Source organism: Brevundimonas sp. UBA7838, assembly GCF_002500885.1.
GTDB classification, from domain to species: Bacteria; Pseudomonadota; Alphaproteobacteria; order Caulobacterales; family Caulobacteraceae; genus Brevundimonas; species Brevundimonas vesicularis_C.
In genome coordinates, this window is the sequence record NZ_DLTK01000095.1 from 1 (window position 1) to 25,693 (window position 25,693).

Sequence of the window (25,693 nt, forward strand, 5' to 3'; positions counted from 1 at the left end):
CGCTCTTCCGATCTCGGCGCCAGCACCCGCCCCGACGCCGCCGCCGGCCGATCCGATGGCCGGCCATGACATGTCGAAGATGGACGGCATGACCATGCCGCCCAACCAGTAGTCCACGTAAGCATCAGGAAGTCTCTCATGAACCGTTCAATCCTCACCAGCCTGGCCGCTCTGGCGGCGCTGGCTCCCGTCTCCCTCGCCCAGGCCCAGAGCCATTCGCACGCGGGCATGTCGGCGCAGGATCACGCCGCCATGCAGGCCCCCGCCAACGGCGTCGTCACCGCGCCCGCGGACAACGCCATGCTAGCGGTCGCGCCGACGACCTTCTCGGCGACGTTCCCGCACGCCATGACCCTGACCTCTCTCAGGCTGACGGGCCCTGACGCCCGGTCCATCGACGTGGCTGTGGTCGACGACGCGGCGCCGGTCACCACGGTCAGCGCGCCCCTCCCCATCCTGGCCCCCGGATCCTATTCCGCCGCCTGGGCCGCGAAGGGCGCCGACGGCCACCAGATGAACGGCCTCGTCCGTTTCATGGTTCACTGAGGGATCGGCCTCCCGCCTCCTGAGGGGCCGAAGCCGGATGTGGAAGGAACGCCGCGCGACCTGCCGCGCGGCGTTTTTCCGTCGTCGATCAGCGGTCGGCTCCCCGGCTGACCCCTCGCGATGGTCTTTCAGCCCTGGGCTCAGTCGGCGCGCCGTGATCGCCGGCCGGCGCGATCCATCCGGCCGGGGGGCGAACTACGCTCCTGAAGGTGGGGCGCCAAGCTCGCCAATGTCCGGGTCACAACGTGGGCGTCGCCGAAACCGCGTCCTACAGCTTGGCCAGCCTCCGGGTCGTACAGAATGGTGAAACAGCCCAGCGCCTTGGCCGGGCGAATGTCCCATTCCAGACTGTCTCCGACGACACAGACCTCGGGCGGATCGACGTTCAAGGCGGCAAACACTCGCCTGAACGCGCCCGGATCGGGCTTGCCAACGCCGACCTCGCCTTCAATCTGGATATGATGGAAACGCGAAGCCAGACCGAAACGCTCGATCTTGGCGCGCTGCAGTGGACCGGCGCCGTTGGTGAGCAGCGCGAGCCGGTATCCAGCGTCCCGCAGTTGGACCAACACGGCGTCCGCCTTGGGTTCGAGCCGCATCTGCCGGTCGCGATGGAGGCTGAAGGCGTCGGCGATGCGCTCTGCGATCTCGGGAGATACCGTTGGACTACTGTCGCGCCGCAAGGCCTCGAAGGCTTTGGCTGCGATGACGCGCCGGGCCTGCTTCGGGTCTGCGCGGCCCACGGCGTGGCTGTCCGGATCGCTCCAGAAGGCCCGCCCCGCCTCCGTCAGGGCGCGCGCTGCAACGTCCGGAGCGAGGTCGCCAAGCTCGGTCTGGTATACCTGACAGACGCTGCGCCACGCCAGATCAGGGCGGCGATAGGCTGAGAGCAGGGTGTCATCCAGATCGATCACGACGGCCCGGATCCGCCGCCCCGCTGTCATTGGACAACACCGGGCCGGTCACCGGCCGGCGCAAGGCACAGGCTGTAGCGAGGCCCTGGCCCCGGCGGGGGCGTCCTGACAACCGACCCGTTGCGTGCCTGTGGGGGCGCCGGCGTCAAGACAAGACCCGCCGCCGCTTCGCTAGAACCACGCCCGAATGCCGACGACCAGCCGGGTGTCTTCCGAGCTTCGCCCGTCAGCTTCCAGGAAGTCCGCCGTATTGCCGAAGCTCTTGGTCCATTCGACGCCGACATAGGGTGCGAATTCCTTGCGGAACTCGTAGCGCAAGCGGGCCCCGATCTGGAGCGTCGACAGGCCGGACCCGATCCGGAGTTCGGGGATGTCCTCCGCCGACAGCACCACCTCGGCCCGGGGCTGCACGATCCAGCGATTGGTGATCCGCTGATCATATTCGGCCTCCGCCCTCGCCGTCAGTTCGCCCTTGTTGGACAGGAAGGCCGCCGCATCGACCTCGAACCAGTAGGGCGCCAGACCCTGAATGCCGACGACCAGATCGGTCCGGTCGCCCTCGGGCCGGTAGGTCTGCCGCAGGCCGGTCTGGAAGTCGAAGAAGGGTCGGAACGCCCGGCTGTAGAGGGCCTGGATCTCGGCCTCCTCGACCTCGCCGTCAAAAGCGCCCTCCCCTTCCGACTTCCACCAGAACCGATTGATGTCGCCGCCGGTCCAGCCCTGGGCGTCCCAGGCGTAGCCTTCCTCGTCGTCGCCAAAGGTCGCTTCGAGCTGGTCGATGATGACCGCCGTCGTGCGGACGTTTCCGTGCTCGACCAACAGCTGGGCGCGGGCCGCCGCCATTTCGGCGGGGTCGAACAGCAGGTCGGCGGCATTGGCCGGCCCGCTTGCCGCGCCCGCCGGAGCGGGGGCTTCCGGTGGACGTCCGGGATTGTTCGCGCTGGTCGGGACGTCGGGCGGCATGGCCATTCCGGACATGTCGTGTCCGGCCGGCATCTGACCCATCGTCGACATGTCGTGCCCCGCCGGCATGGCCGGCGCGGGCGGGGTCTGACCCATGGTCGACATGTCATGGCCGGCATGCGGGGACGCGGCGGCCGGAGCCGGCTGGGTCTGGCCCATCGTCGACATGTTGTGTCCCGCCGGCATGGCTGGCGCGGGCTGGGTCTGACCCATGGTCGACATATCATGACCGGCATGCGGGGACGTGGCGGCCGGAGCCGGCTGAGTCTGGCCCATCGTCGACATGTCGTGCCCCGCGGGCATGGCTGGCGCAGGCTGGGTCTGACCCATGGCCGACATGTCATGGCCGGCATGCGGGGACGCGGCGGCCGGAGCCGGCTGGGTCTGGCCCATAGCCGACATGTCGTGCCCCGCCGGCATGGCCGGCGCGGGCTGGGTCTGACCCATGGTCGACATGTCATGACCGGCATGTCTAGACGCGGCGGCTGGAGCGGGCTGCGTCTGGGGCATCGTAGACATGTCGTGTCCCGCAGGCATGGCCGGCGCAGACCGGGTCTGGCCCATGGTCGACATGTCGTGCCCCGCCGGCATCGCCCCAGCCTGCAGACGGACGGGCACCGCGCCCGTCGGGCACGTCGGCGCTCCGGCCGTCCCTATCCGGGATGCATCGGCGGTGGAGGAGCCGCGCGCGACGCAACCCTCCGGAAGCGTCTGGCGAACAGGCGCGGGCGTTGCATGCCCGGCGTGGCTCTGCGCCAGCGCAGGCGTTCCCGCCGCCGCGGAGGCCGCGGCGAGGATCAGGGGAAGGACGGCGACCGACGTCTTCACGATGCAGCTCCTTCCATCGGACGGACCGTGACCACATTGAACATCCCGGCATGCATGTGCAGCAATAGGTGACAGTGGAAGGCCCAGTCGCCGGGGTTGTCGGCGGTCAGGTCGAAACTGACCTTGCCGCCCGGCGGAACGTTGACAGTGTGTTTGAGCGGCTGGTGCCCGGCAGGGCCCCCGGTGACCAGTTCGAAGAAATGGCCGTGCAGATGGATCGGGTGCGCCATCATGGAATCGTTGACCAGGGTCACGCGCACCCGCTCGTCCCGCTCGAACCGGATCGGCTCGACCAGCTCGCTGAATTTTCGGCCGTCAAAGCCCCACATGAACCGCTCCATATTGCCGGTCAGATGGATTTCCATCGTCCGGGACGGGGGACGCTGATCCTTGTTGGGCTGGAGCGAGACGAGGTCGGTGTAGACGAGGACGCGATGCGGAACATCCTGAAGCCCGATCGGACGCTCGCCCATGCGGTTGGCCGGCGCCATCGCGATGGCATCGACGCCCACACCGACCGCCATGTCGGGCGGCGCATTCTCGGGATCGCGCATGTTCATTCCGGCCATGGAGCCGTGATCCATTCCAGGCATCGCCCCGGCAGGCTGGGCAGGCACGGCGCCGTGATCCATGCCCGCCATGGCTCCGCCGGAGGCTCCGGTCATGGCCCCGTGGTCCATCCCGGCCATGGCTCCGCCCGGCTGGGCTCCCATGGACCCGTGATCCATTCCGCCCATGCCGCCCATGTCCCCCATGCCCATGTCCTTCATGGTCAGGTTGGGAACCTCCCGCAGCGGCGGAACCTCGGCGGTCATTCCAAGACGCGGCGCCAGGGTCGCCCGCCCCATGCCCGATCGGTCGATGGCTTCGGAGACGATGGTGTAGGCGCGGTCCTCGGTCGGCTGGACGATGACGTCATAGGTCTCGGCCACAGAAATCTGGAACTCGTCGGTCTCGATCGGGCGCACATTCTCGCCGTCGGCCTGGACCACCGTCATCGGCAGGCCGGGGATGCGGACGTTGAAGATCGACATGGCCGAGGCGTTGATGATGCGCAACCGCACCCGCTCGCCGGGCCGGAACAGACCGGTCCAGTTCTCCCGCGGCCCGTGGCCGTTGATCAGATAGGTGTAGGTCGAGCCGTTGACGTCGAGGATGTCGCGCGGATCCATGCGCATCTCGCCCCACATCCGGCGCTCTTCCAGGCTCATCCGGTCGCTGCCGTCCAGCAGGCCGGCCAGGGTGGTGCGCTGGCGGTTGAAGTAACCGGGGCTCTTCTTGAGCTTGTCGAAGATTTCGTGCGGGTGCATGAAGCTCCAGTCCGACAGGACCAGCACATGTTCGCGGTCGTAGGCGACCGGGTCGGCGCCCGCCGGGTCGATGACGATGGGCCCGTAATGGCCGAGCGCCTCCTGCAGTCCTGAGTGGCTGTGGTACCAGAAGGTGCCGGACTGCCGGACCGGGAATTCGTAAACGAAGGTCTCGCGCGGGCGGATGCCGGGGAAGCTGACGCCCGGCACACCGTCCATCTGGAACGGCAGCAGGATGCCGTGCCAGTGGATGGATGTGTCCTCATCAAGCTGGTTCGTCACCGCGAGGCGGACGTTCTGGCCTTCGCGCAAACGGAGCACCGGCGCGGGAAGCACGCCGTTGATCGTTGTGGCCGTGGCGGTGCGCCCGTTCACGGTGAACGGCGACTGACCGATCGTCAGGTCGATGTTCGGGCCGGTGAGGGTCGGCAGGTCCGCCCGCAGCCCCGGCGAACCTGTCTGGGCCCAGGCGGGCATCAAGCCCTGCAGGGCCGCGAGACCGCCTCCGGCGACAGCGCCGCGCAGCAGTAGTCGACGATCCAGCTTCATGGGATACTCCTGAAAGTCATGACCGCGCCTCCGTACGGCGACGATCTATAGGGATTTACGCAGGCGACGCGGTCGGCCCTCGCGACACGCTGCCGCAGAGCCGACCGCGCCGGCGGCCCTCGCGGCCGCCCGCCGAATTACCGCCGCGCCAGAAGAGCCTTCATCTGGGCGATCTCCTGTTCCTGGGAGCGGACGATTTCCTCGCACAGACCGAGCACTTCCGGATCCGTCAGCGAGGCTTGCTGGCACATCAGGATGGCGCCGGAGTGGTGCGGGATCATCGAACGCAGGAACTCCGTGTCTCCCACCGCCGCCTGGGTCCGCATACCCCAGAAGCTGACCGCAAACACCAGGGCGGCAGCCCCGCCGATCAGCAGATTCGTCCGTTTCGACGGATACATCGACCGCATGAACACCAGCATGAGGATCGCCATAGGCGAGACCATCATGAGGGTCATGTAGACGTTGTTGAGGTTGAAGTAGAAATGATTGAGGGACGCGATCATCGTGTACATCACGAGGTACATGATGATGAAATCCAGGACGAGCTCGATCGCGAACGACCGATAGCTCCCCTTCATGGCGTGCATGGTCTTCATGTTTTCCATCGATTGTTCTTCCTCTACTCGCAAATCTGCAACGGGACTTCTCGCCGACGCCGGATCATCCTGCGCTGGCGGGATGAGCCTCCAGCCAGGCGCGCAGCTCCGCGATGTCCGCGGTCTGCATCTCGATCGTCTTCTGCGCCATGCGCCGGATGTCGGCGTCCTGGCTTTCGCGCAGCACCACCTGGGCCATGTCGAGGGCGCCCTGGTGATGCGCGATCATCTTGCGAGCCCAGGTCTGGTCCGTGTCGACCCCGGTCGCGGCCATCATGGCCTCCATCATTTTCGCTTCGGCCGGCGCGAACGGCGGCTCACCGCCTCCGCCCGGCGCTGCCGCACCGGCTGCGGCCCCCACGTTTGTTTCGAGCCAACGCTGGAGCTCGGCGATGTCCCCGGTCTGCATCTCGACGGTCTTCTGCGCCATCCGGCGAATGTCGGCATCCCGCGTGTCGCGCAGCACGATCTGGGACATATCGAGGGCGCCTTGGTGATGGGGGATCATCTTGCGGGCCCATGCCTCTCCGGCGCTGGCTCCCGTCGCCGACCTCATGGCCTCGTGCATCCTCGCCTCGGCGGCGGAGAAGGGCGTCTGCGCCATCGCCATGGGCTCCGGAGTCTGCGCCGACTCGTCGGCCTTGGAGGCCGCCGGCGGCTCGGCGGCCGGGCTGCACGCCGCCACGAGGAGAGCGGAACAGCCGGCGAGCAGAACGGACGAGCGTGTGAAGGTCAGGTTGAACATCGGGTGTCTCCGGCGTGGGGCGGCGCCGGCGAATCGGCCGGCGGCTAGTTGAAGAGGGCGCCGGCGAGGCGGCGGCGGGACGCGGACTTGAACCGGGATCTCGGCGCCGTTGCGCAACCGGACATGCACGCCAGTTAAATCCGGGTCCTCCGACACGGTTCCGCCTTGATCAAATATACCCGAACGCTGTTGGATCAGGCGAGGGATCGGCTGCCGGAGTGCGTAATGGCGCAAACGCCGATCGTCGCCTTCTCCTGGCCCCGGTCCCCCATGCCGCCCCCGTTAAAGTCTGACCGCACGAAGCCGCAGCGCATTGCCGATGACGCTCACGGAGGACAGGGCCATCGCCAACGCCGCCAGAGCCGGCGACAGCAGGAGGCCAAAGATCGGGTACAGCAGCCCCGCCGCGACCGGGATGCCCAGGGCGTTGTACCCGAAGGCGAAGACGAGATTCTGGCGGATGTTGCTCATCACCGCCTTCGACAGCTTGCGCGCCCGGACAATGCCCTGGAGATCGCCCCCCAGCAGGGTGACGCCGGCGCTCTCGATGGCCACGTCCGACCCGGCGCCCATGGCGACCCCGACATCGGCGGCGGCCAGGGCCGGGGCATCGTTGACCCCGTCGCCAGCCATGGCGACGATCCGGCCCTCGGCGCGCAGCCGCTCGACGACCGCCGCCTTGTCCTGCGGCAGGACCTCGGCCTGGACGTCGTCTATGCCGAGCCGGCGCGCCACCGCCTCGGCCGTGGTCCGGTTATCCCCGGTCATCATCACCAGGCGCAGGCCCGCGGCCTTCAGATCGCGAATGGCCCCGGCGGTCGTCGCCTTGACCGGGTCGGCGATGCCGAGGACGCCGGCCGCGGCCCCGTCCACGGCCACGAAGATCGCGGTGGCGCCGTCCTGGCGTAGCGCCTCGGCCTCGGCCTCGAGGGCGGCGACATCGACGCCGATCTCGCCGAGGTAGCGGCCGTTGCCGAGCGCCACGCGGCGGCCGTCGACCACCCCGGTGACGCCACGCCCGACCGGGCTGTCGAACTCCGAGGCCTCCGACAGCGCGAGCTTGCGATCCGTCGCGGCGCGGACGACGGCGTCGGCCAGCGGATGTTCGCTGGCCCGCTCCAGACTGGCGGAGAGTCTCAGAAGCTCGGTCTCGTCGAACCCGGGCGCGGGCCGGATCGCCGTGACCGACGGGCGCCCCTCGGTCAGGGTGCCGGTCTTGTCGAGCACCAGGGTGTCGACCTTTTCGAAACGCTCCAGCGCCTCGGCGTTCTTGATCAAGACCCCGGCGTGGGCGCCGCGCCCCACCCCGACCATGATGGAGATCGGCGTTGCCAGGCCCAGCGCGCAGGGACAGGCGATGATCAGCACCGAGACCGCGGCGACCAGCGCGTAGGACAGGCGCGGTTCGGGACCGACCAGGCCCCAGACGAGGGCGGCGAGAACCGCGATGCCGATCACTGCCGGCACGAACCAGCCGGACACCTTGTCGGCCAGCCGCTGGATCGGCGCGCGGCTGCGCTGGGCCTGGGCCACCATCTGGACGATCTGCGCCAGCAGGGTGTCGGCGCCGACCTTGTCAGCCCGCATCACGAACGAGCCGGTCTTGTTGAGCGAACCGGCGACGACCTTGTCCCCGACGCCCTTGGTCACCGGCATGGATTCACCCGTGACGAGGGACTCGTCGATGGTTACGCGACCGTCCAGAATCTCGCCATCGACCGCCACCTTCTCGCCGGGGCGGACGCGCAGCCGGTCTCCGACGGCGACCATGTCGAGCGTGACGTCCTCGTCGCCGCCGTCGTCACGGAGCCGCCGCGCGGTCTTGGGCGCCAAATCAAGCAGCGCCCGGATGGCGCCGGACGTCTGTTCGCGGGCGCGCAGCTCAAGAATCTGGCCCACCAGAACCAGGACGGTGATGATGGCCGCTGCCTCGAAATAGACCGGCGCGCTGCCGTCCATCCGGCGGACCGCCGCCGGGAACAGAGCCGGCGCCAGCACCGCGACCACGCTGTAGATCCAGGCCGCGCCGACGCCGATGGCGATCAGGGTGAACATGTTGAGGCTGCGGTTGCGGAGGGAAGCCCAGCCCCGCTGGAAGAACGGCCAGCCGGCCCACAGCACCACGGGCGTCGCCAGCGCGAACTGGATCCAGTTGGAGGTTTGGCCCGAAATCCGCATCGCCAGTCCGGTCAGATGGCCGCCCATCTCGAGCGCGAAGACGGGCAGGGTCAGGACCGCGGCAACCCAGAGGCGGCGGGTGAAGTCGATCAGTTCGTGATTGACCGGCGCCTCGGCGGTGACGGTCTCCGGCTCCAGCGCCATGCCGCAGATCGGGCAGGAGCCCGGGCCCTCCTGGCGCACCTCCGGATGCATCGGGCAGGTGTAGATGGCGCCCGGGATGACAGGCGCCGGTTGCCGGGCCTCGCCGAGATAGCGGTCCGGATCGGCGATGAATTTGGTCCGGCAGCCCGCCGAACAGAAGAAATAGTCCTTATCGTCGTGGGCCGCCCGATGCGCTGTGGTCGCCGGATCGACGGTCATGCCGCAGACCGGATCGACCGCCTTCGCGCCGCTGTCCGCCGATTTGGCCGAACAGCAGCTGTGGTCGGGCGGATGCGAAGGGGAGGGCATGGACATGGCGGGCTCCTTGAAACAGCTGGACGCCATATATACCCTAAGGGGGTATCGCGCAAGGCGCTGTCCTGGGGTATGGTCGAACGGTCAGAGCGAGGAATTGGATGCAGACGGAAACAAAACCCAAGGTGTTGAACCGCCTGAACCGGATCGAGGGCCAGGTGCGCGGCATCGCCCGGATGGTCGAGGAGGACCGCTACTGCGTGGAGGTCCTCACCCAGCTCCAGGCCGTACGGGCGGCCCTGCTGCGCGTCGAGAGCGAGGTGCTCAGAGACCACCTTGACCACTGCGTCATGGGGGCGATGACCGGCGACGATCTCTCCGATCGCAAGGCCAAGGCCACAGAACTGATCGACCTTCTCGGACGCGCCTCGCGGTAGCGCAGGACATTTCCCTAGACATCCCGTCGGATTGGTTCGGCGAGCGTCTTAAAATATCCTCTCGGGTAGTCGGGCCGACCGCCGATCTGGCCTGCCCGGGGCGTGTGGACCCCGGACCGGAAACTTGCCCAAGAGATGATCCCACAGGCTGGTGAACAGGCCGAAAAACCCACGGAAAATCACGGGCGCGTAGCAAAGACGTGGAGCCTGCATCTGCGCCTAGGCCAGGACCTTGAGGCGCCGACCGCCCAGGCTCCCGGGCGACGGCTCCGGGCGCCGGGTCCTCAGACGGCTTGAGGAGCGCCCCTTCAAGGCGTGCATCCAGCTTACATACCTTGACGCCGAGCTGTTCTTTGAAGCCCGCCACGATGCGGTCCGGCTGGGCCTCAGGGCTCGACAGGGCCGTCGGAGAGGGCGGAATGACGAGGCGAGGGCCGGCCGATCAGCGCCAGAAGGCCCGATGACGATCGCCTGACGGCTCAGGGCGGACGGTCGTCCAGAACCACGCGGACCGAGCCCGCGCGAGCCACGGTCAGCTGGATTGCGACATGGGTGGGCGACGTGGTCTTCGTGCGCGCCCGCATAGACGGCCCATCCATCGCCCATGGAGAAAACCGCGCTCGATGAGATCCAGGCCATCGTTCACCACGGCCCGCGCTGAACTGTGGGCTGAGCCGGTGGCACGCGTCATCCCGCCTTCCGATGAAACCTGCAAGCCGACCGCCATGAGCCCGCGAGCGGCGCAGGATCAGATCATGGCCTTTTCTCCAGCGCGGCAGGCCTGACCCCCGGATGCGAGAGGATGAGGGATGGCGGCGACCGATGCGTAGACCAATTAAGCGGTCCGTCCTGTGCCGCCCGCCGTGGGGGCCATCGTTCATGACGTCCGTTTCTCCGACTCACGAAGGCTACCCGGCTGATCTGAGGGCCCTGACCAGCCTGCGGGCCTTCCTGGCCATGGGCGTGGTGCTGTTCCACTACCAGCTTCAGTGGGATCCGGCCCTGGGCTACAGCCCGATCATCGAGCGAAGCCGGCTGGGGGTCGACGCCTTCTTCATGCTGTCGGGCTTCATTCTGGCCCACGTCTACGGCCCCGCTTTCGCCGCAGGAACGTTCAGCTACAGGCGCTTCCTCGTGGCCCGCTTGGCTCGGCTCTATCCCCTCCATCTGGCGATTTTAGGCGGTGTTCTGATCATGGTGCTCGGAGCTTCAATCTCTGGCGTTCCGTTCGATCTCTCGACCTACACGACAGAGGGCTTCTTCAAGACCCTGTTCCTGGTACAGGCGTGGTTTCCAAGCGAAATCGGATACAATTGGAGCGGCCCGTCCTGGTCGCTCTCGGCGGAATGGTTCGCCTATCTGCTGTTCCCGGCCTACGCCCTTCTCTCCATCCGGATGAGACATCGTCCTTGGTTCCTGCTCGGCTTGGGCATCGTCAGCTATGTTGTCATCGACGCGGCCTACGTCTCAACCTTCGGCAAGGTTCTGCCTCGGGCCGAGGACGACATGGGCATCTTGCGCATAGCGCCGGCCTTTCTGATCGGCATGGCGCTCTACGGCTTGGGCCATCGCTGGCGCTGGAGCCGGCCCGTCGCCATCGCCGCCGCCCTGGCTGCTACCCTCGTGTTGCTCGGCGCTATGCAGCTGTCGTTGGACGACCGGATCATCGTCGCCCTCTCAGCCCCCGTTATCCTGACCTGGTCCCTGCTCGCACGCGCGGACTGCGAGGGGCCTCTCGCCGCCCCTGCGCTGGTTTTCGCCGGTGAAGCCTCCTTCGCCCTCTATCTCGTGCACATGCCCGTCCTCGTCGCCTTCAAGGGCGTGGTCGCCGAACTGCGCGGCATCGACAGCGCCTTCCGCATCACGCCAGTCGAACTGGCAGGGTTGTTCGTCGTCACGGCGCTGATCGCGGCGGCCCTGCATCTGCTCGTTGAGAAACCTGGGCGAACCTGGATCCGACGCCGGTTCGAAAGCCGGCGAGCCCGGCCCGCAGCGCCGGCCTGACCCCGGGCCACGAGACGTGGGTACTGCCTCGGCGTCGGTCAATCCCGACCGGTCGGCGCCGCACTGGCGCCGCAGCGACCCGCAGCCCACCAAGAAAACATTTTGAGAATGATAGTGAGTCACTCCCATGCCGCCCCTTACCACGACTGGCGGATCGATCAATGTTCGCATCGTCGCAGCCGTCAACGGAGCTCCCGACCTCCGCCATCACGTATCCACCTGAAGGACGAATCCTAGCCATATCGTGATGCGGCAACCTCGACCGTTGCCATTGGGATCGGGTCGCACTATGGCGGATGAAGGAGCCGTTCAATCTTGTCTCGCCTGTTTCGCACCATTTGCGTCAGCCTGTGCGCCGCCCTCGTGGCGACGTTGAGCCTGCATGGGGTTCAGGAAGGGCGGCACCAGATTGCCCATGCGTCGGATTGGCCGGCAGTCGCGATCGGCCACGGTGATCACGCAGAGATCGCGGACGTCGATCATGGCTCGCTGCACGTCCATATCGCCCCCGACGCGCCAGCCGAGGATCCACTGGATCAAGCCGAAGACGGCGAAGACGAGGGCGAGGCCGGGCGTCCAGCAAGCCATCACCACCATACGAGCGGCGACAGCCACACCGCCATCCCGATCCTCAACCGCGATCTGAGCCCCCTCGTCGCCATGAACGCCGTGCTGATCCAGCCGGCGGGCGATGGCGCACGTCCGGCCCACGACGGCGACGGGCCTGAATACCCTCCCAGACGGACGCGCACGATCATCTGATCCGACGCGGCCAATCGGTCGCGCGTGCACCCCCGTTTCCCGGAGAGAATCCCTTGAAGACCCCATCGTCCGGCATTGCCGGGCCGTGGGCGCGACTGACGGCCGTGTCGGCCCTCGCGCTCATTCTGGCGGCCTCGCTGCCGCCGACCCTTGCTGTCGCACAGGATGCGGCGGCCACGTCCACCGCGCCTGTACTGTCGCTGGACGAGGCGCTGCGTCGAGCCGCCCTGGTCGATCCCTCACTGGCACCGACCCAGGCCCGGCGACAGGCGTCGCGGGCAGCCGTGCGTCAGGCGGACGTTCGTCCCAACCCCACGCTTGGGGTGATGGTCGAGAACTTTCCGACCATCGGCGGAGGCGACCTGTTCCGTCGGACCGAGACCACGCTCACAGTCGAGCGACGGTTCGAGCGGGGCGGTGACAGGTCCGCCCGTGTCTCTCTCGCCGAAGCCGAAGGGCTGCTGGTCGACGCCACCGCGCGCATTCGCCAGTTGGACCGGCTCGAACAGGTGCAGCGCGCCTGGGCGGAAGCTCTGGCGGCTCAGGCCGAGTTGGAGATCGCCCGCGAGCGCCTTGACCTCGCCGAACGGTTCCAGACCGAGGTCGGTCGCCGCGTGGACATGGCGCGCGATCCTCTGTTCGCCGGGGCGCGCGCCGAGGCCGAACTGGCTCAGGCCCAGATCGACTTCGATCAGGCCGGGATTACCGTCCGGGTCGCCAACATTTCGCTGGCCCGGTTCTGGGATGGGTCATCGGACTTCACCCTTGGCGCCGAGACCTTCGCCGACACCCGGTCGGCGCTCGACGTCACGGATGGGGTCGCCCAGGCGGACCTGGACATCTTCGTCGCACAGCGCGACATCGCCGTCGCCCGGGTGGCGGTGGAGACGGCCCGCGCCCGGTCGGACGCCACGGTCAGCGCCGGCGTCCGTCACTTCGGGGACGGCAACGACCTCGGCTTTGTCGTCGGCGCGTCGATTCCCCTTGGTCGCTACGACCAGAACCTCGGGGCCATCGACCGCGCCCGAGCGGAGGGGCTGGCCGCCGAGGGTGATCTCGCCGCCGCCCGCATCGACCGTGAACGTGAGATCGCGCGCCTGCAGGTTCAGGTCATGGCCCGAGCCAGCGAAGCTCGCAGGATCGGGCAGGAAACCCTTCCCCAGGCCGAGCGCGCCGTCGTTCTGGTGCGCGACGGCTTCAACAGGGGCGGCTTCACCTACAACGACGTCATCTCCGCCCAGACCGCCCTGCTGCAGACCCGCGCCCGCCGCGTCGCGGTGCTCAAGCAATTCCATATCGATCGCGCCCGCCTCGACAGACTGACCGGCGCGCACGGCGCCCTGATCCTCGCCCTGGAGACTCAACCATGATCCGCCTGACACCTTCGCGGCGCTGGCTCGTTGCGTCCGCGATCGTCCTCGCCTTCGCCGCCGCCGCTTGCGGAGACAAGCGCGCCGAAAAGGCAGGCGAAAACGGCGAGGCTGCCGCCGCCGACTATGAGCGTGGCCCTCACCGAGGCCGGATGCTCCGCGACGGAGACTTCGCCCTTGAGATCACCATCTTCGAGGAAGGACCAGAGCCCCTGTTCCGGCTCTATCCCTATCTGAAGGACAAGCCGCTCGATCCACGTCAGGTCCAGGCGACCATGGCCCTGACCCGTCTCGGGCCGAAGGTCGATCGGTTCACCTTCATCCCGACCGAGGACTATCTCGCCAGCCCCGGTGTCGTCTCCGAGCCGCACTCCTTCGACGTGGCGGTCGCGGCGACCCAGAACGGCAAGCGATCGACCTGGGCCTACCAGTCCTATGAGGGTCGCACCGTCATCTCAGCCGACGCCGCCCGCGCCGGTGGCGTCACCACGCAGCGCGCCGGTTCCGCAGTCCTGGGCGAGTCTCTGCCGTTGAGCGGTCGGGTCGAGATCACGCCTGAGGGCCAGAGCGATGTCTTCGCCCGCTATCCGGGTCGGGTGATGGCGTTGAACGTCGAACTGGGCCAGCGCGTATCGCGAGGCCAGGTTGTGGCGCGGGTCGAGTCCAGCGAGAGCCTCCAGACCTATTCCGTCACCGCGCCGATCTCCGGCGTCATCATGGCCAAGAACGTCAACGCCGGGGCCATCACCGGCGCGGGCGGCGAGCCGATGCTGGTGATCGGCGACCCAACCCGCCTCCATGCCGAGTTCGCCCTCTATCCGCGCGATGCAGAACGTGTCCGCCGGGGCCAGCGGGTCGAGGTCACCAGTCTGGCAGGTGACCACCGTTTCAATGGCGTCATCGAAACCATCCTGCCCGGCTCTGATCCGATGAGCCAGACCCTGATCGCCCATGTCGAACTGGCCTATCAGGGCGGCGTCTGGCGGCCGGGCCTGGGAGTACAGGGCACCGTTCAGGTCGGTGAGGGTGCAGTGCCTCTCGCCGTCCAGACCAAGGCCATCCAGCCGTTCCGCGATTTCCAGGTCGTCTACGCCAAGGTCGGCAACACCTATGAGGTGCGGATGCTCGAACTGGGCCGAAGGACCGACGAGTGGACCGAGGTGCTTGGCGGGCTCGAACCCCGAACCGAATACGTCGTGGACGGCGCCTTCCTCATTCGCGCGGACATCGAAAAGTCCGGCGCGAGCCATGATCACTAGGGGGCGCGAGAACCATGCTTGCACGCATCATCGCCCTGTCGATCCGCTTCCGATGGGCGGTCATGGGGCTCGTCCTCCTGGCCTGCGCCATCGGCGTCTGGAGCTTCCAGCGCCTGCCGATCGACGCCACTCCGGACATCACCAACGTCCAGATTCAGATCAACACCGAAGCCCCCGGCTATTCGCCGCTGGAGGCCGAACAGCGCATCACCTTCCCCGTCGAGACCGCCGTCGCAGGCGTTCCGGGCCTTCAATACACCCGCTCGGTTTCGCGATACGGGTTGAGCCAGGTGACCGTCATCTTCGACGACGGCACCGACATCTATTTCGCACGCCAACTGGTGAATGAGCGCCTCCAAAGCGCCCTCGGTCAGCTTCCCCCCGGCGTCACCCCTGAACTTGGCCCTATCGCCACCGGCCTCGGGGAGATCTTCATGTATACGGTCGAGGCCGAGCCGGGTGCACGACGTCCCGACGGCCAGCCCTATACGACCGAAGACCTGCGCACGCTTCAGGACTGGGTCATCCGGCCCCAGCTTCGCAACACGCGCGGTGTCACCGAGGTCAACACCGTCGGCGGCTACGAGCGTCAGTATCACGTCACACCCGATCCGCAGCGGCTGGCGGCCTACGGGGTGACCATGGCCGAGGTGGTCGAAGCGCTGGACAACAACAACGCCAACGTCGGCGCGGGCTATGTCGAGCGCTTCGGCGAACAGTATCTGATCCGGGTGCCGGGGCAGGCTTCGACGAGTGAAGACCTGGGCAACATCGTGATCGCCACGCGTGGGGGCGTTCCGATCCGCATCCTGGACGTCGCCGACATCGGAATGGGCCAGGAACTTCGCACCGGCGCCGCGACCGAGAACGGCAAGGAGACGGTCCTTGCGACGGTTCTCATGCTGGCTGGCGAGAACAGCCGTATCGTCGCCCAGGCCGCCGCCGCCAGCCTGCAGGAAGCCGCCAAGGCCCTGCCGCCCGGTGTCGTCGCCACGCCGGTCTACGACCGCACCGAACTGGTGGAACGCGCCATCCACACCGTCGAAAAGAACCTCGTCGAGGGCGCCCTGCTGGTCATCGTCGTGCTGTTCCTGCTGCTCGGCAACATCCGCGCGGCCCTGATCACGGCGGCGGTCATTCCCGTCACCATGCTGATGACCATCACCGGCATGGTGCGGACCGGAACCTCCGGCAATCTGATGAGCCTCGGCGCGCTCGACTTCGGCCTGATCGTGGACGGCGCCGTCATCATCGTCGAGAACTGCCTCAGGCGCTACGGCGAGGCCCAGCATCGCCTGGGTCGTATCCTGACCCGCGAGGAACGGTTCGATCTGGCGGCGACCGCCTCCAGCGAGGTAATCCGGCCCTCGCTATTCGGGGTCATGATCATCACCCTGGTCTATGTCCCCATCTTCGCCCTGACCGGGGTGGAGGGGAAGACCTTCCACCCGATGGCGATCACCGTCGTCATCGCCCTGACGGCAGCGCTCCTGCTGTCCCTGACCTTCGTACCCGCCGCCGTCGCCATGTTCGTCACCGGCAAGGTCGAGGAGAAGGACAGCTTCCTGATGCGCTGGGCCCGGGTGGGTTATCAGCCGGCGCTCGACTTCGCGCTCAGGACCCGCAGCCTGATGATCGGCATTGCGGTCGTGCTGGTGCTGCTCGCCGGGTTCGGGGCGTCGCGGATGGGCTCGGAGTTCGTGCCCAATCTCGACGAAGGCGACATCGCCATGCACGCCCTGCGCATCCCGGGCACCAGCCTGACCCAGGCCGTGCAGATGCAGACTGCGTTGGAAGCCCGCATCGCCCGCTTCCCCGAGGTGGAGCGGGTCGTGGCCAAGATCGGCACCGCCGAGGTCGCCACCGATCCGGTGCCGCCCTCGGTCGCCGACACCTTCATCATGCTGAAGGACAGGAAGGATTGGCCGAACCCTCGCAAGTCTCGCGGCGACCTCGTCGCCGAGATGGAAGAGGCCGTGAATGAGATTCCCGGCAGCAAATACGAGTTCACCCAGCCGATCCAGATGCGGTTCAACGAACTGCTGAGCGGGGTGCGGGCCGACGTCGCCATCAAGGTCTATGGCGACGATCTCGACGAACTGCTGCGCCTCGGCGCCGAGATCGAAGCCATCGTGGCCTCGGTGGACGGGGCCGCCGATCCCCAGACCGAACAGATCACCGGCCTGCCGGTGCTCCAGATCACACCCAACCGACCCGCCATGGCGCGCCTTGGCCTGAGCATCGAAGACGTCCAGTCGGTTATCTCCACCTCGATGGGCGGCACGACCGCCGGGCAAATCTTCGAGGGTGACCGTCGTTTCGACGTCGTTGTCCGCCTGCCCGAGCGTCTGCGCGCCGACACCAACGCCATCGGTCGTCTCCAGGTCCCGCTCCCGGCGGGCGAAGGACAGCCGCGTCAGTTCGTGCCCCTGAATGAGGTCGCCACGATCGAACTCACAAAGGGTCCGAACCAGATCAGCCGAGAGAACGGCAAACGCCGCATCGTGACCACGGCCAATGTCCGCGACCGCGACCTGGGTTCGTTCATCCGCGAGGTTCAGGACCGGGTCGATGCTGAGGTCGCCATACCGGCCGGCTATTGGGTCACCTATGGCGGAACGTTCGAGCAGTTGATCTCGGCCGCCAAACGATTGCAACTCGTGGTTCCCGCGGTGTTGCTGCTGATCTTCGGCCTGCTGTTCGCCTTGTTCCGCTCGGTCAAGGACTCGGCCATCGTTTTCTCCGGCGTGCCTCTGGCCCTGACCGGAGGGGTGGCCGCCCTGATGCTGCGTGGGCTGCCTCTGTCGATCTCGGCGGGGGTCGGATTCATCGCCCTGTCCGGGGTCGCCGTGCTCAACGGTGTCGTCATGGTCACCTTCATCCGCAGCCTGATCGCCGAAGGGAAGCCTCTTGGCGAGGCAATCCGGGAGGGGGCGCTGACCCGTCTTCGCCCGGTGCTGATGACGGCGCTCGTCGCCAGCCTCGGCTTCGTGCCCATGGCCTTGAACGTCGGAGCCGGCGCCGAGGTCCAGCGCCCGCTGGCCACGGTCGTCATCGGCGGGATCATCTCCTCGACCCTGCTGACCCTGCTCGTGCTCCCCGCCCTCTACAGCCTCGTCCACGGCCGCCCGTCTTCGCCGAACGGCGTCAGACGGTCGTGGCGTGAGCGGCTTCCCTTCGCATACTCCCGGAGGACTTCATGAACCCGCGTCTCCAGCGCGCGACCGCCTGGTTGCGAACGCCCATCGGCCTGCTGAGCGCAGGCCTGTTGGTGCTCTTCCTCAACGGCCTGTTCACCGCCACCCTGGCGCACGGGGTGGCGGCAGGGGACAAGGGCTACATCCAGGAGACGTCCGGCATCGTCTTCTGGCCCTTCGTCTATCTGGGGGCCAAGCACATGGTCACCGGTTACGACCATCTGCTGTTCCTGTTCGGGGTGATCTTCTACCTCTACCGCCTCAAGGATATCAGCCTCTACGTCACCATGTTCGCCGTCGGGCATTCGACGACCCTGCTGCTGGGCGTGATGCTGAACGTCAACGTCTCCAGTTATCTGATCGACGCCATCATCGGCCTGTCCGTCGTCTACAAGGCGCTCGACAACATGGGGGCCTACCGACGCTGGTTCGGTGTCCAGCCGGACGCCAGGGCCGCGACCCTGGCGTTCGGTCTGTTCCACGGCCTGGGTCTGGCGACCAAACTGCAGGACTTCCAGCTGTCTTCAGACGGCCTCTTGGTCAACCTGATCGCCTTCAACATCGGCGTGGAGATCGGCCAGCTTCTGGCGCTCGGAGCCATCCTGATCGCCATGGGATTCTGGCGCCGGACCGCCAGCTTCGGGCGCCACGCCTATCTGGCCAACGTCATCCTCATGATCCTCGGTTTCATCCTGACGGGCTATCAGCTCGTCGGCTTCTTCGTCGCCTGACGGGAGACCTTCCATGCAAAATCTCAATCAACCCGATCCCGCCGAACTGCCGTCGACGGCCAAGCTGCTCAAGTCTACCGGCGTCGCCGTCGTCATCGCCTCGGCCCTGCTGGTCACCGTGGTCCTTCCAGCCGAGTACGGCGTCGATCCTACCCGCATCGGCTCGGTCTTCGGGCTGACCGAGATGGGCCGGATCAAGCGCCAACTCGCCGTTGAAGCTGCGGCTGAAGCGGCCTCAACGGCGGCGGTCATTACATCCACGAGGACCGCGCCTGCCTTGCCGGCAGCCGCACCAGTGGGCTCACCAGACACCGCAACTCAGGAGCCGGCCAGGTCTGCCAAGACCGAAGCCGTCCCGCCAGCGGTCACGACCCAGACGGCAGCCGCAGCTACGACAACCAATGGCGCATCGGCGGGTCGCAGCCATCGCACGTCCCTGACCCTTGAGCCTGACGAGGGGGCCGAGATCAAAATGGCCATGGGGGACGGCGCGAAGGCGAACTTCACCTGGTCCACCAGTGGCCCGGCGGTGAACTATGACACCCATGGTGACGGCCAAGGGATCACCTATCACGGCTATAGCAAGGGAACCTCCGCCCGCGAGACGGGGGTGCTAACGGCCGCTTTCGCGGGTCATCACGGCTGGTTCTGGCGTAACCGCAGCGGCGAGCGTGTCACCATCACGCTTCAAACCTCGGGCGACTACGAGAGCGTCGATTTCGTCGACTGAGGCTTACGGTCGGATGTCTCCCGCCTTGGGCTCACTCCTTCGTCGTCGGCCATCGCGGGTGGCGCTCGTCGATGACGAAGGGATGGCTGTGCAACGCCTCTCCGGATTGACCGTCCAGATGCGGATCGTCTTCGGCCGGTGCGTCATGCCGATGCGGCAGGTCCGTCGGGTCGTTCGCAGGCCAGACTACAAATCCTAGGACCGTTCCGAACGCGCACAGGGCGGCCAGCACCAGAAAGGCCGCGCTGGGGTCCGCAGCCGCGCTGACCAGACCGGCGACCGGATAGGCGATCAGCCAGGCGGCGTGGGACAGGGCGAACTGCGCCGCGAACAGGGCCGGACGATCCTGTGCGTTGGAAGACCGACGCAAGGCGCGACCCGCCGGTGTGAGGGTCAGCGAATAGCCGACGCCCATGACGGCCCAGAGGATGAGCAGGGCGACATAGGTGGTCGCCAGCACCGATCCCCCAAGCAGCACCAGGGTCATGATCGCGGCGCCCCACAACATGGCGGTCCGGTCTGCGACCCGGTCCAGCAGGCGAGGCAGGGCGATCGCCGCCGCCATCGACCCCGCCCCGAAAGCCGCTAGCGCCCAGGCGGCGGCTTGGCCGGACATGGCGAAGCGGGACTGCACCAGGACGACCGTGTTGACGAACACCATGGCCCCGCCGGCGGCCTCGGCGATGCTGATGGCGATCAGACCGCGCAGACGTGGCGTCAAAGCGAACAGGCGAACCCCGCCCGTGAGCCGCTGGATGAAGGGTTTCTGAGCCGTCTGCGTCAGTACCGGCAGTGCAGCCGTGACGACGAAAAGGGCCGAGATAACGAAGCCGAGGGACGTCCCGGCGAACAGATTGTTGTAGCTCATGAAGGCGAGGAGCACGGCCGCCAGCACGGGACTGGCCACGCTCTCGAGATCGGCCGCGAGGCGCGAGAGCGACAGGGCCTTGGTGTATTCCGCCTCGTCAGGCAGCAGGTCGGGGATCATCGCCTGGAACGCCGGGGTGAAGGCCGCCGAGGCGACGTACAGCACCGTCATCAGGGCATAGACCTCCCAGGCCTCGCCAACGAACGGCAAGGCGCCGGCGACACAGGCCCGGACGACATCCAGCGAGACCAGCAGGGCCTTGCGGGGAAGCCTGGCCGCCAGGGCGCTCGCGAAGGGCGCGACGCCGATATAGGCGATCATCTTGATGGCCAGGGCCATCCCCAAGACTTCGCCGGCATTGGCCCCGGCCAGATCATGCGCCAGCAGACCCAGCGCCACCGTCGCCATGCCCGTGCCGAGCAGGGCCGCGACCTGAGCCGTAAACAGGTGCCGATAACCGGCATGTCGGAGCGGGGAAAACATCGAAGATCATCCTGCGGGTCGAGCCAGGGGGCTAGCCTTATCCCCTCCGGGGGGATAGCATCTTGCTATGGCCCACGTCGTCCATAAATCCCATCCCGAGATCGTCAATCGGCTCAAACGCGCCGAGGGACATCTGCGGAAAACCATCGCCATGATCGAGGGCGGCCGCACCTGCCTCGACCTCGCCCAGCAGCTTCACGCAATCGAGAAGGCCGTGGCGGCGGCCAAGAAGGCCCTGATCCACGATCACATCGACCATTGCCTCGCCCATGCGGCGGAGGGCGATCCGGCTGAGGCGCGGCAGGCCATGGCCGAGTTCAAAGACATCACCAAATACCTGTGAGACGCCGATGACTCCGTTTGCGGACCTGCTCGCGCAGGGCTCGGCCCATGCCTGGCTGTTCATTCCCTCGGCCCTCCTTCTCGGGGCGCTTCACGGTCTTGAGCCGGGGCATTCCAAGACCATGATGGCGGCCTTCATCGTCGCCGTGCGCGGGACGGTCTGGCAGGCGGTATTGCTCGGGCTTTCGGCGACCTTGTCGCACACGGCCATCGTCTGGGCGATCGCCCTGACCGGTCTTTACTTCGGTCAGTTCTTCGACATCGAAGCCTCGGAGGGCTGGTTCCAACTGGCCTCGGCCGTGATCATCCTCGGTGTCGCCGCATGGATGCTGTTGGCCACATGGCGCGAGCAGAACGCCGTCCATAACGAGCATGATCATGACCACACCCACGACGAGACGCGCTGGATCGACACGGGCCATGGCGTCGTCAGCCTGAGTATCTTCGAGGACGGTATTCCGCCGCGCTTCCGGTTTGCCCCCGATCACGGTCCTGTCCCGAGGGCCGGCGACATCAAGGTCGCCACCACGCGCGCGGACGGCTCCGTCCAGACATTCCACTTCGAGACACGCGACGGCTATCTCGAATCGGCTGACGTCATTCCCGAACCCCACGCCTTCACGGCGCGGCTGGTTCTGGGCCACGGCAATCACACCCATGACTTCGACGTCGAGTTCGCCGAACACGATCACGAGCATGGTCATGACCACGGCGGCCTGGATGTCTCAAACCCCGGCCACCAGGACGCCCATGAACGCGCCCACGCCAACGACATCAAGAAACGGTTCGCCAACCGCAAGGTGACCACCTGGCAGATCATGCTCTTCGGCCTGACAGGCGGCCTGATCCCGTGCCCGGCCTCGATCACCGTCCTGCTGCTCTGCCTGCAGCTGAAGCAGGTGGCCTTGGGTGCGACCCTCGTCCTGTGCTTTTCGATCGGATTGGCGGCGACCATGGTCACCGTCGGTGTCGCAGCGGCGATCGGGATGCGGCATGCGGAGAAGCGCTGGTCGGGAGGTTTCGCGGCTTTTGCGCGGAAAGCGCCCTATTTTTCAGGCGGGCTGATCGCCATCGTCGGCCTGGTTCTCACCTGGCAGGCCGTCGTGGCCCTGGCCGGGTAGTTCCTTCATGACCGGCACGCCCTGTATCGATATCTGCACCTTCGACGGCCGCTCGGGTCAGTGCGAAGGCTGTGGTCGAACGCGCCCGGAGATAGCGGGCTGGCGCAAGCTTAGTCCCTATCAGAAGAGAACCATCGAACGGGATCTGCCGCGTCGTCTCGCCAGGCTTTCAGCCAACCTCACACCGAAACCGACGGTGTGAAAAGAGACGTGAGGCCGTGGCCATCGCTCCGGTCCACCTTGCGGGTTACGGCGTTTGAGACCCGACGACGTCTCATTCTGACCGGCGCTGGCGAGATAGCGGTCGAGAATGAACTGGTCGAGAGGCACGCCGACCGCCCATCTCGGGAGCTGTTTCGTGCTTCATCCTCGAACGCTATGCTTCCGCTTCTGGGTGCTTTTGCGAGTGATGCCGGTTCTTATCTAGCTGTACTGTAAGCCTTTTTGGAACCTTGAAGCTTTCGCGCGATTAGCGTTCGGGTCGCAACCGATGCCGACCGGAGCGAACCTCGATGCCGGCTTCCGCCAAACTTCTCTCCATCGCGACCGCAAACGCGCCGAATGTCATGACCCAGACGGACGTGGTCCGGGTCGCTCAGGCGCTGTTTAGAGACCGGTTTCCCGGAATCGACCGGATGCTGCCCGTGTTCGACACTGCGGGGATCAGGACGCGGCAATCGGCCATGCCCCTGGATTGGTATCTCACTCCACGGAGTTGGCCGGAACGGACCCAGGCCTATCTCGACATCGCGGTCGGCATGTTGGCCAGAGCCGCGGAAGCGGCTCTCGATCAAGCAGGCCTGAAAGGTTCCGATGCGCCTGGTCCGCTCGCGCTGTTGGGAGTCTCAGCGAAGTAGGCGACCACCCCGGGGCCGCTTCCAGTGCCGAACCCGCCGGAGCCTCCCATGCCGCGGAGGGTGAACTCTTCCTGGTTTCGGCTGACATGTCCCAAGACGGTCAGGGATGGCGTGAAATTCTGGAGATCCGTCGCCGTCTGTATGCCTTTCTCACGCAGCGATTCCTGGCTGAAGGCAGAGACCGCGACCGGAACATCCTGGCTCCTCTCCTCGGTGCGTCGCGCTGTGACGATCACATCCTCGATCTGTGTTGTAACCAAGCCGATCTCGGCCTGGCTTCGGGAATCGCTCTGGCGAATGATCGCCAGTGCCCCGGACGTGTCGCGGCGGCTGGTGAGCCCCGAGCCCGCGAGGGTCCGCTCAAGCGCCAGATCGCTGTCCATCACGCCGCTTACGCCGCGGGTGCGCAGACCTTGGACGTCCTCGACGCGATAGATCACCTCGCGGCCGGATTGCCGCATCCAGGTGTCTATGGCCGGCCGCATCTCCCCTTCAGCGATGTTGAAGCTGGCCGTCCGCGGCGCCTGCGCCTGACAAGGCTGCGACGCCACGACGAGGGCCGCCGTAGCGCAAGCGCCCAGCAGCCAGGTCGATCTGGATCCTTTTGACATTGTCTGTTCCTCACCCGATGTCGCGGCGTCTGACGCGCCGTCACCAGAGAAGGACAGTCGGGAGCTTCCACTCCCGTAACGTCGTCACGAAGAAATTGTGAATCGATCGCCGGTTTGGGTCACAGACAGGTCGTAGGCGTCACGAAGCATCCGGACGAAGCCATCCAGATTCTGGGCGGCGAACGAGCCTCCGATCCGCAGGTCCGAGAGGTCTTCGGAGACGATGAGCTGACGGCGGTTGTAGCGATTGAACTCGAGGGCGGCCTGCCCCAGGGTGGTGTTATCGAAATCGATCCGCCCCTGGCGCCAGGCGAGTTGAGCCTCGACGCGCTGCTCCGAGCGCGGCGCCAAAAGCATCGAATCGCCCTGGGATAGAGCGATATCCCCTGAGGTGATGACTGAGGCCCTGTCAATGGCGTGGCCGCCCGCCTCCTCGACCTTCACTCGGCCCTCAACGACGCTGACCGTCACTTTGTCTTCGTCTCGCCGAACCACGAACTTCGTGCCGAGAACCGTGACGCGTGTATCGCCTGCATGAACGACGAAAGGCCGATCCCTGTCATGGGCAACCTCGAAATAGGCTTCGCCCTGATCAAGCCAGACCTGCCGGCTCCTCCGACCGATCTCCGCGCGCAAATGACTGGCCGTATTCAGCTCGACACGAGACCCGTCGGACATCACCGCCAGTCTGTGTCCGCCGACATCCGTCGTAAACATGGCGGGCGCCGAACCCGGTTCGCGTATCGCCCAGAACCCAAGGGCGGTCGCGAGCACGAGACAGGCGGCCAGCAACGCTGCACGAACCCGACGGGTCCCTATGCCTGCATCAACCCCCTTGCGCGCATCGCTGGTGAGCGCCGCCAACCGATCAGCCCTTCGCCAACCATATTCGAGACGCCAGAAGGCCGCGCGGTGTGCCGCGGATTCCTGCAGCCAGAGCTGCAACTCCGCTTCGTCTCTGGCAGTCCAGTGCTCTTCTTCGCGACGCACCAGCCAGGTCGCTGCGCACGCTTCCACGTCGGTGGCTCGGCTCATGGCTGCGTCTCCCGGGTCTTGCGACCTTGGCCGACGCCACGAGCAATGCGCCCTTCCCCCCCCAGCATGAAGTCCGTCAAAGCTCGCATTCCCAACGTCAGTTGCCGCTCCACCGTATGGTGACTGACGCCTAGCCTCTCTGCCGCCTCGCGGGTCGAGAGCCCTTCCAGCTTGCGCAGGCACACAACTTCCCGGCACCGCACTGGCAGACGGTCGAGTCCCTCTTGGGCTCTACGAAGTTCTTCACGCGCCGCGAGATGACGGTGCGGTTCGGCGGCCAGGTCCTCCCAGTCTGCAGTCTCTAGGTCCGATATCAGATCGAACGATACGATTTTGGCGCGACGCGCTCGGTTGATCATCAGATTGCGGGCGATGGTCAACAGATAGGCTCGGGGTTGGGACGGCACGCCGTGCTGGGCGGCGTTCAAGACGCGTTCATATACATCTTGGCGGATATCGACGACGTCCTCAGCGCTTGGCCAGCTCCGATGAATGACGCGCATGAGCAAAGGCTCATGCGGCAGTATCGCATGACAGAACCACCGATTGAGTTCGTCATCCCGCATGATTTGAGACCCCGAAGCCGATCCGCCCCGACTGGTAGACATCTCGCACGGCCAAAGCCGTAACGCGCGCACGAGTTATGAACGAACCTTGCGGCCAACTTAAGCCAAAGGAGGCGGGCTGCCGGGCTGATCGGACGGGGCGCGCCTTTTCGAACCAGCAGGGTGAAGGTTGCCACGGCTGGGGGCAGACGAACAGCGATCCAGCCTGACGCTGGTCGCTGCGGATCTCACCTGGTCTCGAAAGCAATGCTTACGCGGACCGCACTCGCTCCGGCCGCAGCAGAACACC

Annotated in this window: 22 protein-coding genes; 12 read left to right on the forward strand and 10 right to left on the reverse strand. The window is 66.5% G+C overall.

Annotated elements, in window-relative coordinates:
- Positions 1-138: 138 nt before the first annotated feature.
- A complete protein-coding gene (locus B3T77_RS08310) occupies positions 139-546 on the forward strand; it encodes a copper resistance CopC family protein (protein ID WP_052004988.1) in 408 nt (135 codons plus the stop codon).
- A 140-nt stretch (positions 547-686) separates the two neighbouring features.
- Here the strand turns inward: B3T77_RS08310 and B3T77_RS08315 are convergent, their stop codons facing one another.
- The 6 genes from B3T77_RS08315 to B3T77_RS08340 all read right to left on the reverse strand — a co-directional run bounded on the left by B3T77_RS08315 (position 687) and on the right by B3T77_RS08340 (position 9,085).
- The gene (locus B3T77_RS08315) at positions 687-1,460 is read right to left on the reverse strand and encodes an HAD family hydrolase (protein ID WP_164952667.1); all 774 of its coding nucleotides are present in this window, start codon (positions 1,458-1,460) and stop codon (positions 687-689) included.
- Positions 1,461-1,631: 171 nt separating this feature from the next.
- Positions 1,632-2,870 carry a copper resistance protein B gene (locus tag B3T77_RS08320; RefSeq protein WP_230307596.1) on the reverse strand — a complete coding sequence of 413 codons (1,239 nt, stop codon included), beginning with the start codon at positions 2,868-2,870 and terminating at the stop codon, positions 1,632-1,634.
- 377 nt (positions 2,871-3,247) lie between these two features.
- Positions 3,248-5,110 carry a copper resistance system multicopper oxidase gene (locus tag B3T77_RS08325; protein ID WP_035308097.1) on the reverse strand — a complete coding sequence of 621 codons (1,863 nt, stop codon included), beginning with the start codon at positions 5,108-5,110 and terminating at the stop codon, positions 3,248-3,250.
- Between the two features lie 137 nt (positions 5,111-5,247).
- A complete protein-coding gene (locus B3T77_RS08330; protein ID WP_035308099.1) occupies positions 5,248-5,718 on the reverse strand; it encodes a DUF305 domain-containing protein in 471 nt (156 codons plus the stop codon).
- Between the two features lie 55 nt (positions 5,719-5,773).
- Entirely contained in the window at positions 5,774-6,454 is a 681-nt protein-coding gene (locus B3T77_RS08335) for a DUF305 domain-containing protein (protein WP_052004990.1), read from the reverse strand.
- Positions 6,455-6,736: 282 nt separating this feature from the next.
- Positions 6,737-9,085: a heavy metal translocating P-type ATPase gene (locus B3T77_RS08340; RefSeq protein WP_088582918.1), complete on the reverse strand. Its 2,349-nt coding sequence runs from the start codon at positions 9,083-9,085 to the stop codon at positions 6,737-6,739.
- 107 nt (positions 9,086-9,192) lie between these two features.
- Here B3T77_RS08340 and B3T77_RS08345 point away from each other — a divergent pair, with 107 nt between their 5' ends.
- From B3T77_RS08345 to B3T77_RS08380, 8 genes are all read left to right on the forward strand, one after another.
- Positions 9,193-9,468, forward strand: coding sequence for a metal-sensitive transcriptional regulator (locus B3T77_RS08345; RefSeq protein WP_088582502.1), 276 nt, complete (start codon positions 9,193-9,195; stop codon positions 9,466-9,468).
- An 879-nt stretch (positions 9,469-10,347) separates the two neighbouring features.
- Entirely contained in the window at positions 10,348-11,472 is a 1,125-nt protein-coding gene (locus tag B3T77_RS08350) for an acyltransferase family protein (RefSeq protein WP_088582501.1), read from the forward strand.
- A 315-nt stretch (positions 11,473-11,787) separates the two neighbouring features.
- Positions 11,788-12,234 carry a hypothetical protein gene (locus tag B3T77_RS08355; RefSeq protein ID WP_088582500.1) on the forward strand — a complete coding sequence of 149 codons (447 nt, stop codon included), beginning with the start codon at positions 11,788-11,790 and terminating at the stop codon, positions 12,232-12,234.
- A 53-nt stretch (positions 12,235-12,287) separates the two neighbouring features.
- Positions 12,288-13,604: a TolC family protein gene (locus B3T77_RS08360; protein WP_088582499.1), complete on the forward strand. Its 1,317-nt coding sequence runs from the start codon at positions 12,288-12,290 to the stop codon at positions 13,602-13,604.
- Positions 13,601-14,863: an efflux RND transporter periplasmic adaptor subunit gene (locus tag B3T77_RS08365; RefSeq protein ID WP_088582498.1), complete on the forward strand. Its 1,263-nt coding sequence runs from the start codon at positions 13,601-13,603 to the stop codon at positions 14,861-14,863. The genes B3T77_RS08360 and B3T77_RS08365 overlap by 4 nt, the downstream gene beginning before the upstream one ends.
- Positions 14,864-14,877: 14 nt before the next feature.
- Entirely contained in the window at positions 14,878-18,066 is a 3,189-nt protein-coding gene (locus B3T77_RS08370) for an efflux RND transporter permease subunit (protein WP_035308111.1), read from the forward strand.
- Positions 18,063-18,791, forward strand: a complete 729-nt coding sequence (locus B3T77_RS08375; protein WP_035308114.1) for a HupE/UreJ family protein — start codon at positions 18,063-18,065, stop codon at positions 18,789-18,791. The genes B3T77_RS08370 and B3T77_RS08375 overlap by 4 nt, the downstream gene beginning before the upstream one ends.
- Positions 18,792-18,804: 13 nt before the next feature.
- On the forward strand, positions 18,805-19,521 hold the full coding sequence (locus B3T77_RS08380) for a hypothetical protein (protein ID WP_035308115.1): 717 nt from the start codon (positions 18,805-18,807) through the stop codon (positions 19,519-19,521).
- Positions 19,522-19,552: 31 nt separating this feature from the next.
- Here B3T77_RS08380 and B3T77_RS08385 read toward each other — a convergent pair whose 3' ends face one another.
- Entirely contained in the window at positions 19,553-20,872 is a 1,320-nt protein-coding gene (locus tag B3T77_RS08385) for an MFS transporter (protein ID WP_088582497.1), read from the reverse strand.
- A 67-nt stretch (positions 20,873-20,939) separates the two neighbouring features.
- Between B3T77_RS08385 and B3T77_RS08390 the strand changes: the two genes are divergently transcribed.
- The 3 genes from B3T77_RS08390 to B3T77_RS08400 are packed head-to-tail and all read left to right on the forward strand — an operon-like array spanning position 20,940 to position 22,537.
- Positions 20,940-21,215: a metal-sensing transcriptional repressor gene (locus B3T77_RS08390; protein ID WP_088582496.1), complete on the forward strand. Its 276-nt coding sequence runs from the start codon at positions 20,940-20,942 to the stop codon at positions 21,213-21,215.
- A 7-nt stretch (positions 21,216-21,222) separates the two neighbouring features.
- On the forward strand, positions 21,223-22,335 hold the full coding sequence (locus B3T77_RS08395; RefSeq protein ID WP_135194135.1) for a nickel/cobalt efflux transporter: 1,113 nt from the start codon (positions 21,223-21,225) through the stop codon (positions 22,333-22,335).
- Between the two features lie 7 nt (positions 22,336-22,342).
- On the forward strand, positions 22,343-22,537 hold the full coding sequence (locus B3T77_RS08400) for a DUF1289 domain-containing protein (RefSeq protein ID WP_135194134.1): 195 nt from the start codon (positions 22,343-22,345) through the stop codon (positions 22,535-22,537).
- Positions 22,538-23,125: 588 nt separating this feature from the next.
- On the opposite strand, the gene B3T77_RS08405 is transcribed toward B3T77_RS08400, so the two are convergent.
- From B3T77_RS08405 to B3T77_RS08415, 3 genes are all read right to left on the reverse strand, one after another.
- The gene (locus tag B3T77_RS08405; protein ID WP_292078815.1) at positions 23,126-23,803 is read right to left on the reverse strand and encodes an STN domain-containing protein; all 678 of its coding nucleotides are present in this window, start codon (positions 23,801-23,803) and stop codon (positions 23,126-23,128) included.
- Positions 23,804-23,887: 84 nt separating this feature from the next.
- Entirely contained in the window at positions 23,888-24,838 is a 951-nt protein-coding gene (locus B3T77_RS08410; RefSeq protein ID WP_292078817.1) for a FecR family protein, read from the reverse strand.
- The gene (locus B3T77_RS08415) at positions 24,835-25,404 is read right to left on the reverse strand and encodes an RNA polymerase sigma factor (protein ID WP_292078818.1); all 570 of its coding nucleotides are present in this window, start codon (positions 25,402-25,404) and stop codon (positions 24,835-24,837) included. Before B3T77_RS08415 ends, B3T77_RS08410 begins: the two co-directional genes overlap by 4 nt.
- Positions 25,405-25,693 lie beyond the last annotated feature (289 nt).